Source organism: Streptomyces sp. NPDC038280 (assembly GCF_055600045.1).
Window position 1 is genome coordinate 48,525 of sequence record NZ_JBVJYZ010000012.1, and the last position, 14,590, is coordinate 63,114.

General features: G+C 69.6%; 11 protein-coding genes. 6 read left to right on the plus strand and 5 right to left on the minus strand.

Going from position 1 to position 14,590, the window contains the following annotated elements; translation table 11 throughout:
* Nucleotides 1-1,129: 1,129 nt before the first annotated feature.
* Entirely contained in the window at nt 1,130-3,517 is a 2,388-nt protein-coding gene (locus ACZ7J0_RS23030) for an LPXTG cell wall anchor domain-containing protein (protein ID WP_470890187.1), read from the minus strand.
* A gap of 185 nt (nt 3,518-3,702) precedes the next feature.
* Between ACZ7J0_RS23030 and ACZ7J0_RS23035 the strand changes: the two genes are divergently transcribed.
* Both ACZ7J0_RS23035 and ACZ7J0_RS23040 read left to right on the plus strand, forming a co-directional pair.
* Nucleotides 3,703-4,197 carry a hypothetical protein gene (locus ACZ7J0_RS23035; RefSeq protein ID WP_470890189.1) on the plus strand — a complete coding sequence of 165 codons (495 nt, stop codon included), beginning with the start codon at nt 3,703-3,705 and terminating at the stop codon, nt 4,195-4,197.
* A 216-nt stretch (nt 4,198-4,413) separates the two neighbouring features.
* Nucleotides 4,414-5,067 carry a TOPRIM nucleotidyl transferase/hydrolase domain-containing protein gene (locus ACZ7J0_RS23040; protein ID WP_470890452.1) on the plus strand — a complete coding sequence of 218 codons (654 nt, stop codon included), beginning with the start codon at nt 4,414-4,416 and terminating at the stop codon, nt 5,065-5,067.
* Between the two features lie 275 nt (nt 5,068-5,342).
* On the opposite strand, the gene ACZ7J0_RS23045 is transcribed toward ACZ7J0_RS23040, so the two are convergent.
* Complete coding sequence (locus tag ACZ7J0_RS23045) at nt 5,343-6,395, minus strand: aldo/keto reductase (protein ID WP_470890191.1); 1,053 nt, start codon at nt 6,393-6,395, stop codon at nt 5,343-5,345.
* A gap of 388 nt (nt 6,396-6,783) precedes the next feature.
* Between ACZ7J0_RS23045 and ACZ7J0_RS23050 the strand changes: the two genes are divergently transcribed.
* From ACZ7J0_RS23050 to ACZ7J0_RS23060, 3 genes are all read left to right on the plus strand, one after another.
* Entirely contained in the window at nt 6,784-7,974 is a 1,191-nt protein-coding gene (locus ACZ7J0_RS23050) for an NAD(P)/FAD-dependent oxidoreductase (protein WP_470890193.1), read from the plus strand.
* A gap of 10 nt (nt 7,975-7,984) precedes the next feature.
* Nucleotides 7,985-8,926: a sigma-70 family RNA polymerase sigma factor gene (locus ACZ7J0_RS23055; RefSeq protein ID WP_470890195.1), complete on the plus strand. Its 942-nt coding sequence runs from the start codon at nt 7,985-7,987 to the stop codon at nt 8,924-8,926.
* A gap of 254 nt (nt 8,927-9,180) precedes the next feature.
* Nucleotides 9,181-10,746 (plus strand): hypothetical protein, encoded by a 1,566-nt coding sequence (locus tag ACZ7J0_RS23060; protein ID WP_470890197.1) that lies wholly within the window; start codon nt 9,181-9,183, stop codon nt 10,744-10,746.
* 241 nt (nt 10,747-10,987) lie between these two features.
* Here ACZ7J0_RS23060 and ACZ7J0_RS23065 read toward each other — a convergent pair whose 3' ends face one another.
* Both ACZ7J0_RS23065 and ACZ7J0_RS23070 read right to left on the minus strand, forming a co-directional pair.
* The gene (locus ACZ7J0_RS23065; protein WP_470890198.1) at nt 10,988-11,851 is read right to left on the minus strand and encodes a haloalkane dehalogenase; all 864 of its coding nucleotides are present in this window, start codon (nt 11,849-11,851) and stop codon (nt 10,988-10,990) included.
* 106 nt (nt 11,852-11,957) lie between these two features.
* Nucleotides 11,958-12,773, minus strand: coding sequence for an SDR family oxidoreductase (locus tag ACZ7J0_RS23070; RefSeq protein ID WP_470890200.1), 816 nt, complete (start codon nt 12,771-12,773; stop codon nt 11,958-11,960).
* A gap of 82 nt (nt 12,774-12,855) precedes the next feature.
* Between ACZ7J0_RS23070 and ACZ7J0_RS23075 the strand changes: the two genes are divergently transcribed.
* On the plus strand, nt 12,856-13,437 hold the full coding sequence (locus ACZ7J0_RS23075; protein ID WP_470890202.1) for a TetR/AcrR family transcriptional regulator: 582 nt from the start codon (nt 12,856-12,858) through the stop codon (nt 13,435-13,437).
* Between the two features lie 139 nt (nt 13,438-13,576).
* On the opposite strand, the gene ACZ7J0_RS23080 is transcribed toward ACZ7J0_RS23075, so the two are convergent.
* Nucleotides 13,577-14,263, minus strand: a complete 687-nt coding sequence (locus ACZ7J0_RS23080; protein WP_470890204.1) for a hypothetical protein — start codon at nt 14,261-14,263, stop codon at nt 13,577-13,579.
* Nucleotides 14,264-14,590: the final 327 nt, after the last annotated feature.

Here is a 14,590-nt window from a genome sequence, read left to right on the forward strand (position 1 = left end):
CCGTGGCGCTCGGTGGTGGACTGCTCGTAGGCGTAGCGCCGGCACTGCCGGAAGGGCTTGGGGGCGGGGTCGTCGGCGACGGGGAGGCCGAGTGGCTGGGGCGGCCACTGGGTGGCTGGGGCGTCGGCCTCGCTTTCACGGGCGGCGGCGAACTGGTGGCAGCGGGTCCTCGGGGAGGTTTCGATTCCCTGGCATCCCTGGCACCTTCGGTATCCCGGTCATCCCGGTCATCCCGGTCAGGAGCCGTCGTACGAGGATTTCGGGCACCGGTGCTGCCCCGGTCCCGCACACCGGTTCCCGCCGGGTGCGTGGCGGGATGCTCCGGTGATCGCGAGGTCCGCGGCGAAGCGCTGCCGTTGCCGTGGGGCTCGTCGGGGACCTCCATCGCGCGTGGCGCCGATCCGGGGGATGCGGCGGAGTGCTGGGGCAACAGCAACGCGGAGGCCAGACCTCCGAGCACGGCGAAGGTGGCAGCCCCAAGAGTCCAGGTGCCGTACTTCCTCAGCTGGGGAGAGCCGTGCCGGGGTGCGGGCGCATCCGCTGGGGATGTGGAGGACACGGTGGGCTCGGGGGACCCCGAGAGGCCCGCCCCTTCGCCGAAGAGAACATCCAGCACCGCCGGTTCGAGCGTCGGAGCACCTCCGCTCCCGTCACTCGGGAGGCCCGCGTGGGGCTCGTAGGCGCCGCACTCGGGACACGTCACGGTGTCATTGAGGGGACGGCGGCAGGGAACGCAGTAATCCATGGGCTCGACCCCTCAGCGTGCGAGTCGCTGGGAGGAAGCCGGGCACGCCCATCCGGCTGGGCGACAGCCACCGGCCGGAAGCACGCGCTCGGTGCCCTTCGGAAGGATCCTTGACATGCGTCAACCTCGCTCACTCACCGGTCTGTAGTTCGGTCACCGGTTACCGAGGTCAACGGGACCGGGTGAGTGGGTGTTCAACCAGCAGCCGAAACGTGGCGCACGCAACTTCGGTGACTCGTGCGGATGCCTGCTTCGTGGCCTGCTGGAGCCCGGGGCGCTGACGGGACCTGACAGAGCGGATGCCGCGTCGCTCATCCATGCGCCGGCCCCCACACCTGCCCGCAGGCAGGTGTGGGGGCCGACCCAGTTCGTGACGGCGGCAGGCTACGCCCGGCCGGTGGCTGCCTCCCTCTTGCGGCGCCACCAGACGAGCGCCGCACCAGCGGCTGCCAGGGCCGCGGCGATTCCGGCGAAGAGCCCGACGGGGGTGTCGGATCCGGTGTCGGCGAGATCGCCCTCCGGGTCCTGGGGCTTACCGGTCGGGCCGCCGCTTCCTCCATTGCTCTGCGTGGGAGTGGGAGTCGGCTTGTCCGTGGGCTCGTCCGTCGGGTCGGGGTCGCCCGGGTCCGTCGGATCAGGGTTGGGCCCGGGGCCCTGGTCGAGCTTGCCGGCGCCGTTGCCTCCGAGGTAGGTGGTGCTGGTGTCCCGGTAGGCGGCTTCGTCGGTCACGGACCGCTGGGTGGTCTTGTCGAGCTGGGGGTGCTCGATGTCGAACCGCGTCTTGGTGATGTTCCGCTTCGGGGACTTGGAGAAGTCGACGCCGCCGACGGAGATGACCCAGACTTCCTGGCCCTTGCGGAGTTCGTACTTGAACTCGCCTTCCTTGAAGATCTTGACGTACTTGTTGTAGACGCCGTACTTCGTCCAGTCCTCGTTCGGGGCGCGCAGGGGCCACCGCTTCACATCGTTGCTGTTGATGATCTTGCGGAAGTCGGTGGGCGACTGCTGGTCCTTCTGCCGGACCCACTCGGCAGCCACGCGGGAGGTGTAGACGCGGCGCAGATCCGCGTACTCGGGTGCCTCGTTGATCCACTTCTGCACCACGGGGACGACCGTGGTCTTCAGGACACGTTCGTTGTGCTCGATCTCCGCCTTGGTGAGCTTGCAGGCCTCACCCTCCCCGGGGCCGGGGGTGGAGATGTCCATGGGAGCGGTCAGCAACTTCAGCGGTGCGTCGAGGATGTAGATGCCACCATCCTGCTCGCGCACCTTCGCCGGGGCCGGTTCGATCCAGTTCCGGCCGGAGTGCAGGCACGGCCATCCGTTGCGCTTGGCCAGGCTGTCCCAGGCCCGCTTACCGACGTCGGTCTTGGGATCCATGGCCTTGAAGAAGTCGTGCTTGAGCTGGAGATCAGCCTCCAGGAGCACGCGCCCGGCGTCCGTCTTCGCGAACGACGAGTCCATGATCTTGTCGGGCTGGTCCGGGTTGAGGTTGACCCAGAACTTCTCCGGCGTCAGCGCGAGCCACGTGAAGAACGCGTCCGACGCGAGCTGCAGCTTGGCCTTGCCGCCGTAGGACGGATGGGCATCCGGGTTCTTGACGTAGTCGGCCTTGAACGAGTAATCGATGCCCTTGCCGGGCTGCGGGTTGCCGACGTAGCGGAGTTCGAGAGAGGAGAAGTCCACGCCGCCGGGGCCGCGGCCGCCGGGGAACGCCCCGCGGGTGCCGCTGCTGCGGGCAGCTTCCTGTAGCCGGCGTGCGTCGTTCGGGGTGGGGCCGGAGTTGTTCGCCGCGGAGTTCATCGATCCCCGGCCGCCCTTGAGCGGGTCGGGGTTCATGACCGGGTCGTACTTGGTGTAGATGTTCGGCTTGCCGATGTTCGCCCGGCCGGTGGAGCGGTGCTCGCGGACGCGGACCTGAGTGCGGTTGGTGCCCCGGTCCTTCTTCAGCTCGTCGTCCAGGTCGCTCATGGCGTTCTTGGTGCCGTCTTCGGTCTTCTGGCCGGTGACGTAGGTGAGCCGATGGTCCTTGTACTTGGGGTCCTTCAGGATCGCGCGTTCGGCGCGGTACTGGTCCGAGCGGTGCTCGCCGCTCGACTTGAACTCGGCGAACTCCTTGCTGTTCTTGTTGTACGCGTCGAAGTCGCGGACGATCCACTTCTTGCCCGTGGGATCGCTGGGGTCCTTGACGCGCACCTTGACCTGGCACAGCCAGTCCGGTCCGACGAGGTTGAAGTCCTTGACGACCTTCGCTTCGAACCGGCGGCCCTTGGCGTTGTTGACCTCGTTGCCGACCAGGCGAACCTTGAACCAGTCGTCGAACTTCTGCATGCCGCGTGGGCCGTTGAGCTGCTTGTTGTAGCGTGCGTAGATCTCCATCGCCCGGTCCGCGGGGTTACCGGACTTCTTGTACGCGTTGCCCCACTTCTTGATGTCGTCCTCGGTGTCCCCGGCCTTGTCGAGCTGGGCCCGCGTGGGTTCCTTCAGGTCGTCGAACGCGGCGGACGGGTTGTCGAAGCTGTAGTCGGTCTCCAGACCGGCGGGAAGCTCGGAGAAGTTCCCGCTGCCCGGTATCTGGCCGGGCGGCGTGTTGATCTCCTTGCCCAGCCACTTCTTGTCGCACCGCTTGCCGCCGATGATCTCCGCGGACGCGCCTGTGATCGGTAACCCGGGAAGGCCGGTCAGCGTGACCGCACCAGCGGCGGTGAGCGCGACTGCCAGCCGCGCCACGAGTCGGTGGCGGCGCCTGGGTGGTGAAATCGCTTGCCTCACGATATGTGTCTTTCCCTCGTTGTGGGGGCAGTTGAGGGATGTGGGGTCGGTGCACGTTGCCCCCGTGACATGAGCACCGCCAGCCACCTTAGGGGCTCAACTGTGCCCCGCCGCAGGGGATATGGCCGTGTCGGGCGCGTCTTCACATGACGCGACCGTCACCCCGCTTCCCTACAGTGGGGGTCATGAGCGAACCAAAAGGGGACGTCCGACAGGCGGCGGAGCAGCTTTCGGCGTGGCTGGACGAACGCGCCGTCGCCTTCGAGGAGTGGACCCGCGCCACAGGCCGGGACGGAGTGTGGAATTTCAGTGAAGCGTCCCTGGACGAACTCGAAGGCCTCCTGCGCGAGCGGTACGCGGACGATGCGGCGATCCTCGCGGACAAGCGCAGTGACTTCGTGCAGGGCGCCACGTGGTACCTGGGCGAGGTGCTGCGGCGTCACCGCGGCGCCGTGTGGGGCTTCGCCCCGTGGGCACCGGGCAAGGGCGCTCCGGTGCCGACCCTGTTCGAGGGCATTCGCGCCGTCACCGACACTCCCCACCTGACCGGCCCCGGAAAGAGCGAGGACAGCGGCGGGTTCTATCCGCTGGGGGCACTGAACGTACTGTTCTGGGAGACCGATGAGCTGGATCAGCCGATCGACTCCCATCTCCGTGACGCGCTGGACGAGTTCGCGTGACGGGCCGGCCGACGGCCAGGCCATCGACGCGGGAAGGACCTGCGACCGGAGCATGAATCACCGCCGCCCGCTAGGGGGGCGAGTCCGCGTGCACGGGCTCCGGAACCGTTTCACCGAATGCCGCACCTTTCCGGGTTCCGGGTCGTCGGCCCCCGGAAAACGTATGTGCGTACGGGGTTTCGGCCGTGCCAGGATGGCGTGGGGAAGCGAGGTCTCGTGGACGAGTTGAGTCGATTCGGCCCGGCGCTGGTCGCGTGGGCGGCCGGTGGCGCGGGGGCGGGCAGGGCCGCCGCGGTGGCGCGGGAGCTGGCCGGCGGTGTGCGGATGGTCGTGCTCGTCGAGGGGAGCAGCGATCAGGTAGCGCTCGAAGCGCTGGCCACGCGCTGCGGCCGCGATCTCGAGGCGGAGGGCGTGGCGGTCGTACCGCTCGGAGGCGCGACGAGCATCGGCCGATTTCTTGACGTGTGCGGTCCTCCGGGGCTCGGACTCCCCGTGGCCGGTCTGTGCGACATCGGCGAGGAGCGGCACTTCCGGCGTCATCTGGAGCGGGTCGGGCTGGCGTCCGGTCTCACGCGCGCCGGCCTGGAGACACTCGGATTCCATGTGTGCGTCGCCGACCTGGAGGACGAGCTGATCCGCGCCCTCGGGGCCGACGGAGTGCAGCAGGTGATCGAGGCACAGGGCGAGACGCGCCCCTTCCATACGTTCCAGGGCCAGCCGGCACAGCGGGAACGGCCCGTGGAGCACCAGCTGCGACGCTTCATGGGTACGCACAGCGGTCGCAAGGCGCTCTACGCCCGGGCACTGGTCGCGCATCTGGACGTCGGGCGCGTTCCCCGGCCGCTGGAGCGTCTCCTCGCGCACGTCTGACGCGGCCGAAGCCTTGTGGCCTCGTGTGACACGGCCGGACCCCTTGGTTGCGTGTGGCGCGGTCGGACCCTTTGGCTGCGTGTGACGCGGTCGAAGCCGTTGGCTCCGACGTCCAATGGCTCGCTGGTGCCGGACGAGGAGGCCCTGCGACCTCGGGGCACGGACGACCTGCGCGACGCCTGCCGACGGCAGATCGAGGCTGGCTTTCGCGGTCGCCTGGGTGGTGCCCGTGCCGGCACGGGCACCACCCGCGGGACCCCATGCCTGACCGGTGGTCAGCGGTCCGCGTGCGGCCGGCGCCGCCGGTGCGCATCGGTCAGCGCCTGCGGCCGCCACGCTCCGTCGGGATGGTAGAGGTTGCGGCCCGGCGGGACGATCTCGTCGATCCGGTCCAGCGTCGCGTCGTCGAGCACGAGGTCGGCGCCCTTGAGCAGGCCCTCCAACTGCTCCATGGTGCGCGGGCCGATGATGACGGAGCTGACCGCCGGGTGGGCGAGCGGAAAGGCGATCGCAAGCTCCGGCAGCGAGCGACCGAGGCCGTCGGCCAGCTCCACCAGCTGCTCGACGGCTTCCAGCTTGGCGACGTTCTCCGGGATCGCCGGGTCGAACCGTGCCGGGGTCAGCGCCGCCCGGCCCGTCGTCATGTCCACCGGCGTGCTCAGGCGGTGCTTCCCGCTGAGGAACCCGGACGCGAGCGGGCTCCAGGTCAGCACCCCCATCCCGTACCGCTCCGCCACCGGCAGGACGTCGGCCTCGATGCCGCGGGCCAGGATCGAGTACGGCGGCTGCTCGGTCCGAAAGCGGGGCAAGGAGCGGCGCTCGGCCGCCCAGTGGGACTCGATGATCTCCCCAGCCGGGAAGGTCGAGCACCCGAACGCGCGGATCTTGCCCTCGCGCACCAGGTCGCCCAGGACGGAGAGGGTCTCCTCCACATCGGTGTGGGGGTCGGGCCGGTGCACCTGGTAGAGGTCGATCCAGTCCGTGTCGAGCCGGCGCAGACTCTCTTCGACCGCCTGCACGATCCAACGGCGGGAGTTGCCACGGCGGTTGCGGCCCTCGCCCATCGGGAAGTGCACCTTGGTGGCGAGCACGACATCCTCGCGCCGCCGCCCCTTGAGCGCCTTGCCGACGATCACCTCGGATTCCCCGGCGGAGTACATGTCAGCGGTGTCGACGAAGTTGATCCCCCGGTCGAGGGCGGCGTGCACGATGCGCACACAGTCGTCGTGGTCCGGATTGCCGACGGCTCCGAACATCATGGTCCCGAGGCAGTGGGCGCTGACTTCTATGCCGGTTCGGCCGAGCGTGCGGTATCGCGTGGTGGTCATGGGGCCGCACTCTAGGACTTGGAGTGCACTCAAGATCAACCCCATTCCTGGGCTGATCACCGGAGCGCCCGCTTCCGCTACGTCGGCGCCGGGCGCCGGAGACCGGCTGCGGCGCCAAGGTCGGCACCGGCTGGCCCTCCGCCACCGTCATATGAGGCACCTTCCAGAGCGTCATGTCGTCGTACCCCCGGCCTCGATCTCGGCGCGACCCGGCGAGGACGACGCCGTCCGTGCGCAGGGCGGACACGGACCGAGCAGCCGACGCGGTCACACGTACTCAGGCCGAGAACGACGCCACCCGTGGGGTGATCCACGTCACTGGTCAAGGCTGTCAGGAATACGGGGGCTGTCTCGTTCAGGGAGCACGCGAACCAGACAGGAGCGAACCATGCAGCACCGCATCGTCGTCCTCGGGGCCGGATACGCCGGAGCCTTCTCCGCCGGATACCTGGCCCGTCAACTCCGCTCCGACGACTTCGAGATCACCGTCGTCAACGCCGAACCCGATTTCGTCGAGCGGCTCCGCCTGCATCAGCTCGCCGCCGGACAGGACCTCCGCCACCGGCCGCTGGCGGAGGTGTTCGCGGGCACCGGCATCCGGCTACGAGTGGCGCGGGTGACCCACGTCGACGCCGAGCTCCGGACTGTCACAGTCGCCGACGGCGAGGGCATCGACCGGCTCGCCTACGACACTCTCCTCTACGCGCTCGGCAGCACCGCCGCCGACCACGGCGTTCCGGGCGTCGTCGAGCACGCCTTCCACGTGGCAGCGCGGCCGTCCGCGCTGCGCCTGCGCGCACGCCTCGATGACCTGGGCGGGGACGGCAGGGTGCTGGTGGTCGGCGGCAACCTGACCGCGATCGAGGCCGCCACCGAGATCGCCGAATCCCGTCCAGGACTTCGGGTCAGCCTCGCCACCAGCGGCGAACTGGGCAGCTGGCTGGGCCCGAAGGCCCGCCGTCACCTGCTGCGTGCCTTCGACCGGTTCGGTATCACGATCCACGCGCACACCACCATCGAGCGCGTCGAGGAGGCGGCGGCCATCGCCGCCGACGGCACCGCTTTCGCCTCCGACGCGACCGTGTGGGCCGCCGGCTTCGCCGTCCACCCGATCGCCGCCGCCAGCGGACTCGAGGTGGTGGCCAACGGCCAGATCACGGTCGACCGTCAGATGCGGTCGGTCTCGCACCCGGACGTCTACGTTGCCGGTGACAGCGCCTTCGTCATGGGCGAGAACGGTCGGCCGTTGCCGATGTCCTGCGCTTCCGCCGGATCCACCAGCATGCAGGCGACGGCCGCGATCATCGGGGACCGGACTGGGCGCACGATCTCGACGGCCTCGCTGTCCTATGTCGGCAACCACATCAGCCTCGGCCGGAAGGACGGGCTCTTCCAGTTGGTCGACGGTGACGCGCGAGCGAAGTCGTGGGCCCTACGTGGCCGGACGGCCGCGCGCGTCAAGGCGGCGATCCTCGAGACTGCCGCCTGGAGCCTGAGCCGCCCGACCTTCGGAAGGCCGGGTCACAAGTACCGCTTGGCCGCCACCCGAAGCCACTCGCCCAACGTGGTCGCTGGTTAGGGCCGTGCTCATGGACACCGCCGCCGTGGCGCGTTTCGAGGCCGGCCGGAAGCGGCTGGCCTCGCTCGCTTACCGTCTGCTCGGCTCGGCCGCCGACGCCGAGGACACGGTGCAGGACGCCTTCCTACGGTGGCAGGCCGCCGACCGGGAGCACGTCGAGCTGCCCGAGGCATGGCTGACCAAGATCGTCACCAACCTGGCGCTCGACCGGCTCCGTTCGGCGAAGACGCGGCGCGAACGCGCGGTCGGCGGCTGGATGCCCGAACCGCTCCTCGACGGCGACCCGATGCTGGGGCCGGCCGACACCGTCGAGCAGCGCGAATCGGTGACCCTGGCGGTGCTGACGCTCATGGAGCGTCTGTCGCCGGTCGAACGGGCCGTTTACGTGCTGCGCGAGGCCTTTGCGTACAGCCACGCCGAGATAGCCGAGATTCTCGGCATCACCGAGTCCGGGAGTCAGCAACACACCCACCGAGCCCGGCGTCGAATCGCCGCCGCAGGCAACGGCACTGACATCGACCGAGCCTCCGCGCGTCGAATCGTCGAGGCGTTCGTCGAAGCCGCTTCCTCGGGCCGGACCGAACGGCTGGTGGCGCTGCTGACCGACGACGCGACCGGCATCTCCGACGGCGCCGGGCTGGGGATGGCCGGGAAGCTGATCCGGTACTCGACCCCGGAGCGGATCGCCGGCGCGGTGCGGGCCGGCTTCACACCGTCTCCGGCCAAGCGGAGACTCGCCGGTGGCTCACCCTCGATCCATGCCGTCGTGGTCAACACCTGCCCGGCCATGCTCGCCACGCTCGACGACCGGGTCGTGGGCGTCATGATCCTGGAGATGCGTGACGGCGGGATCGCAGGCGTACGCGGTATCGCCGCCCCGGGCCGACTCGGTCGCCTCACCGAGGAATGGCAGCGGCAGGAGCATGCTGTCCCGCTGATCGAATCGTGGTAACCGGCCGTCCCGACACTCAATCCCACGTTCGTCGGTCAATTCCCGACGGCCGCGAAGCGGTCACAGACCTCTCGTAGATGGCTACGGCCGGCTCCCTGGACAGCCAGCGGGGCGGCCGGCCGTTGAGTAGCAAATCCGTATGCGAAGGCGGAACCGTCGCCCCCTCGGTAGCAACTGGGCATACTGTGCGCCACTATGTGTGGCTGCTGTGCTGTTCCGGCAGCCACTCCTCCATGCTCTGCCGTGAGGGGCTCATGCGTACATTCAGAGGGCTGGCTGCTGCCCTAATAGTTCCCGTCGCCGGTGCCGGCTTCGTGCTGGCGCCGCAGGCGTCGGCTGTCACACCGCCTGTGGCGTTCACGGCGGACGCGCTGCCGACGTGGCAGCCCAACGGCATCGTGTGGTCGATGGCCGAGGCGGGCGGCACTGTGTTCGCGGGCGGTACGTTCTCCGCCGTCCGCCCGCCCGAGGGCGCGGCGGGCAACCCGCAGCAGGCGGTGAACTTCGTCGCGCTGGACGCCGCGACCGGTGCTCCGAAGTCCTGCAAGCTGTCCTTCACCATCGGAACGGGCACCGCGACGGTGCGGGCGCTGGTGGTCTCGAAGGACAAGAAGACGTTGTACGCCGGCGGCTACTTCCGTGCGGTGAACGGCACGCCGGTCTCGAGCCTGGCCGCCATCGACATCGCTTCCTGCACTCCCAAGGCCGCCTTCCGTCCCGCCTTCCCGGCCACCGTGCGCGCGCTGGCCGTCACCGACGGCACCCTGTACGTGGCGGGCGACTTCTCCACTGTCAACGGTCAGGCACATCGGCGGTTCGCCGCCGTCGATGCCGCCACCGGCTCGCTGAAGCCGTTCAGCGCGAACGCGGACGAGCCGGGCCGCGCGATCGAGGTCACCCCGGACGGCAAGAACGTGCTCCTGGGCGGTGACTTCTTCACGGTCAACGGCACCAACAGTCACGCCCTGGCCGTCGTGAACGCCACCACCGGTGCGCTCACCAGGGCGTATCCGACGGGGTACATCCCGTCGAACTCCGTGGTCAAGGACATCGCGACCGACGCCACCGGCTTCTACACCGGCAACGAGGGCACCGGCGGGGGTGCCTTCGACGGCCGCATCGGACTCAACCTGAGCGACTTCCGGGAGAAGTGGCGCGACCGCTGCCTGGGCGCCACTCAGTACGTCCTGCCCTACCAGGGTGTTCTCTACGTCGCCTCCCACGCACACGACTGCTCGCTGCAGGGTGAGTTCCCCAACGGCAAGCGGCACTTCCTGCTGGCCCAGCTCACCGACCACAGCGGTACGGCCCCCGCGCCGGTGGGCGGTTATGTCCGCGCGCCGCGCAAGCTCGGCTGGCACCCCACCGCGAACGACGGCATCGGTGAGGGCATCGGACCGCGCGTCATGGCCGTCGCGGCGAAGAACAACGTCAGCTACATGTGGGTCGGTGGTGAGTTCACTCGCATCAACGGCAAGCCGCAGCAGAGCCTGACCCGCTTCGCCTCCACCGGCGACGTCGGCGCCCCGACCGTGCCGGTCGTCACGGCCACCTCCGTCAGGCGCGGTGAGGTGAAGGTCAGCTGGCGCACCAGCTACGACCCCGACGACAGCAAGCTCACCTACAAGATCTACCGCAACGGCGCCGCCACACCGGTCGCCACCGTCTTCGCCAATTCCCTCGAGTGGGATCGTCCGCAGGCGGCCTGGAACGACACCACGGTCAAGGCAGGCCAGTCCTACACCTACCGGGTGACCGCGAGCGACGCGGCGGGCAACACCAGTGCGCTGTCCGCGACCGTGCGGGTGACCGCACCGTAGCCCACCCAGCCAGGCCGTACGGCCGGCGCCACTCAGTACTGGCGACGGCACCGTGGGCCCGTACGCCCCCGACTCCGGCACCAGCGGCAACACGGCCGGAGGGGACAACCGCAGTGCTCAGTCGCACCACCCTGTGCGACGAGCACTGCGGTTGCCACCTGAGCCCCGACCTGGCTCGAGGGCCGGAGCCGGGCCCTGCCCCCCGCCCGCCGGTCAGCTGATCCACGTGCGGTCGTCGGTGTCAGCGGAGCTTGTGGCGGTCGGCCCAGTCGGCGATGGCCCCGGCGATCGCGTGGGGCTGGTCCTCCGGGGTGTGGTGTCCGGCGACCGCGTCGTTGTGCGCGATCTCAAGGCCGGCGATGTTCTGCGCGCACCAGTCGACGATCGTCGGGCCCATCATGGCGCCGGGTCCGGGCGCGAAGGTGAGGAGGAGTTTGGGCACGTCCTCACTGGTCGCCAGCCACGTGTCGTAGGCCTGGATCCTGGCCACGACGTCGGCGGGTTCGCCTCCCAGCGGCATCGAGCGCGGCCATTGCAGCAGCGGTCGGCGGCTTTCCTCGGTGGGGTAGGGGCGGCGGTAGACGTCCAGGTCGGCCGGGTCGAGAGGGGTGGCGACGGTGCCCGGCAGCGCCTGCTCGATGAAGAGGTTGTCGACGAGGACCATGGCCTCGCCGACCTCGGGTGTCTTGATCGCCCGGAACAGCGCGTGGCCGCCCTCGGGGAACTCCTCCCAGGCCATCGGCTTGACGATGGTCTCGGTGAAGGCGATGCCACGCACCCGTCCGGGATGCCGGGCTGCCCAGTCGAAGGCGAGCGCACCGCCCCAGTCGTGTCCGACCAGCACCACCTCGTCGAGGCCGAGCACGTCGAACCAGGCATCCAGGTAGCGCGCCTGGTCGGCGAACGTGTAGGCGATGTCGGGCTTGCCCGACTCGCCCATGCCGATCAGGTCCGGTGCCAGGAGCCGGCCCGGTTCGCCGACGGCAGGCAGGACGTCCCGCCACAGGTGGGATGAGGTGGGGTTGCCGTGGAGGAAGACCATCGGCGCACCGGCGCCGCTCTCCCGGTGGAACATGGTGGAGTCGAGTACGGACCGAACGGGCACGACATCTATTCCTGTCGGGTAGGGAATTTCATTGGTCGCCCACCGTGAGGAAGGTGGGGCGGCTGTGTCCGGCCGGCAGGGGAACGCCCGAGCCGGGCCGGGGATTTCACCGGAAGGCGGGGGCGGTGCGTGCGGCCCAGTCGGCGAAGGTGCGCGGCGCGCGGCCGAGGATCCGCTGGACGGCGGGGCTCGTTTCCTGTTCGGCGGGCAGAGGGCGGCCGAGGATGGCGAGGGTTCCCTCGACCACCGGCTCGGGCATGAACGCCAGCATCTGAGCGCGGGCTTCGGCGGGGGATTGCTCGATGAACCGCACGGGAGTGCCCAGGGCGGCGCCGATCGCCCCGGCCCGCTCCCGCGGGGTGACCGCGGCGGGTCCGGTGAGGTCGTAGGTGCTGCCCGCATGGCCGCTCTGGCGCAGGACCGCGGCCGCGACCTCAGCGACGTCCGCCGGGTCGACGGTGGGCAGCCCGACATCGCCGAACGGCGCGACAGCTGTTCGCTGCTGACGGATCGTCTCGGCCCACGTGAAGGCGTTGGAGTTGAGTCCCCCGGACCTCAGGATCGTCCATTCGAGGCCCGAGCGGCGTACTGCGTCCTCGAAAGCCGCGGGGTGGCGGTAGACCTCCGGTCGCGTCCCGGCGCCCTGCGAGGAGAGCAGGACCACGCGCCGCACGCCGCCCGCACGGGCGACATCGAGGATGCCCTGCGGGTCCTCGCCTGCGACGAGCAGGAACAGGGCCTCGGCCCTGTCGAGGGCGGGGCGCAGACTACGCGGGTCGGCGAGGTCGGCCTGCAGGTGCCGCACGCCGTCGGGCAGTTGCGCCGGGTGCCTGGAGACGGCGGTCACCCGCTCACCCGCCCCGACAAGGATCCGCACAAGCTCCTGGCCGACGTTACCGGTCGCACCCGTCACAGCAATCACAAGAACCCCCGGTTGTGAGTTAGTTGGCTGACTTAGCAGTGAACTTAGCCGACGCCGCGTTGTCACGTCTACAGTTAGTCGGGTGACTCACTCAAAGGGTGCTCGGCGAGCGCCGGGCAAGCGGGAACGACTGGCCGCCGCCGCGGCGCGGGTGCTGCACGAAAAGGGCGTCGAGCAGACCACGCTCGCCGATATCGCCCGAGCGGCCGACGTCCCGGTCGGCAACGTCTACTACTACTTCAAGACCAAGAACGAGCTGGTCGAGTCGGCGATCAACACGCACGCCCAGAAGCTGCGGGCCATGATCGACACACTCGACGCGCTCCCCACTGCCCAGGACAGGCTGAAGGCGCTACTGAGCGGCTGGATCGACGAGCGCGAGCTCACCGCCCGCTACGGCTGTCCCACCGGCAGCCTCGCCTCGGAGCTCGACAAGCGGGCCGACGGCCTCGATGAGGCCGTCGGCAGGGTCATGCAGGACCTCATCGACTGGGCCGCGAAGCAGTTCCAGGAGATGGGACGCGACGACTCCCGCGAACTCGCGGTCGCGCTGGTCGCCGCGTACCAGGGGATCTCACTGCTCACCAACACCTTCCGGGCACCCGAGTTGATGGCCACCGAAGGGCGCCGCCTGGAACGCTGGATCGACTCGCTCGCCGGATGAACCGTCGGCGCCCGCCGGACCCTCCGCCGACGGCACGGCGCAGTCAACACCACCGCCGGTCGTGGTCTCGGTCGACGCACCGCGTCCTGACCCGCAAGGGCGCGCCGCATTGTCGTCCGATGAGGCGGATGGGTATCGGTCAGGCGTTGCGGTACAGTCCGCGGCCCGCTCGGTTGGCGCGTGAGGTGGCGACGAGGCGGTCGAGGGTGCTGCGTACGGTGTTGATGGCGGCGGTGGAGTCGTCGCGGCCGAGGGCCTTGGCGACGTCCCTCGCCCGCAGAGCGGTGTCTGCGTTGTGGGCCAGGACGGCAGCGACCTGGGCGGTCAGACCGCCGGCGGTCTCGGGGGCCGCCTCCGGCCCCTTGCGTGCCGTCTTCTTCGTCTGCGGGGGAACGGCCGGCTTGATCTTCCTGGCCTGACGGGGCTGTGAGGGCGCCTTGTTGGACGTTGTCCTGCGTCCGCGGGCAGTCTTGCGGGGCTTGCTCGGCGTGGGAATGCTCGGCGTCTGAGGAGCTTCCACGGCGGCCGACTCGGCGACCACGGAGACTGCCGTGTCGGACGCCGTCTCAACGGGAGATTCGACATCTGCGGCCGGGGCGCCGTCCGCGACCTGGGTTGCTGAGTTCTCGGCGCGCTGCTTCGGCAGCGATGCCAATGACAGGGCCTGCAGCGCGGTGAGGGCGCTGCGGACCGATTCGAGCCGGTCGGTGACCGCGGCCAGTTCCGCCTGGAGCTCCTGCTGGTGCTGCTCCAGGCGCGGTAGTTCTTCCTGCAGCAGTGCGGTGGTGGCTTCGATGCTGCCTGTTGCGCTGGTCAGGGCCGACATGTGTGCTCCTGCGGGGATTGGTGTGCGGGCGGGGAGAGGCCGGGGCCGAGTACCACGGTATGGCTGAGGTGTTGTGTCCGGCAAACACGCGCAGCTCCCGGCTGCCGTCAACACGCTCAACACCGCAGTGGTCCTTGCCGGTTCTACGTCCTCCGCCGGGGCGGACAACCCCGCAGGCGTGCGGGCGGTGTGGGTGCGAACCGCACAGGTGCCGGCCGTCAGCCCCGGAAGATCCCGTCCAGGTGTGCCTCGACCTGTTTGAGCCTCGTGCGGCTGTCGGCGTTGTCACTGGCGAAGTCGCTGCCTCGGGGGAAGGTCGCCAGTACG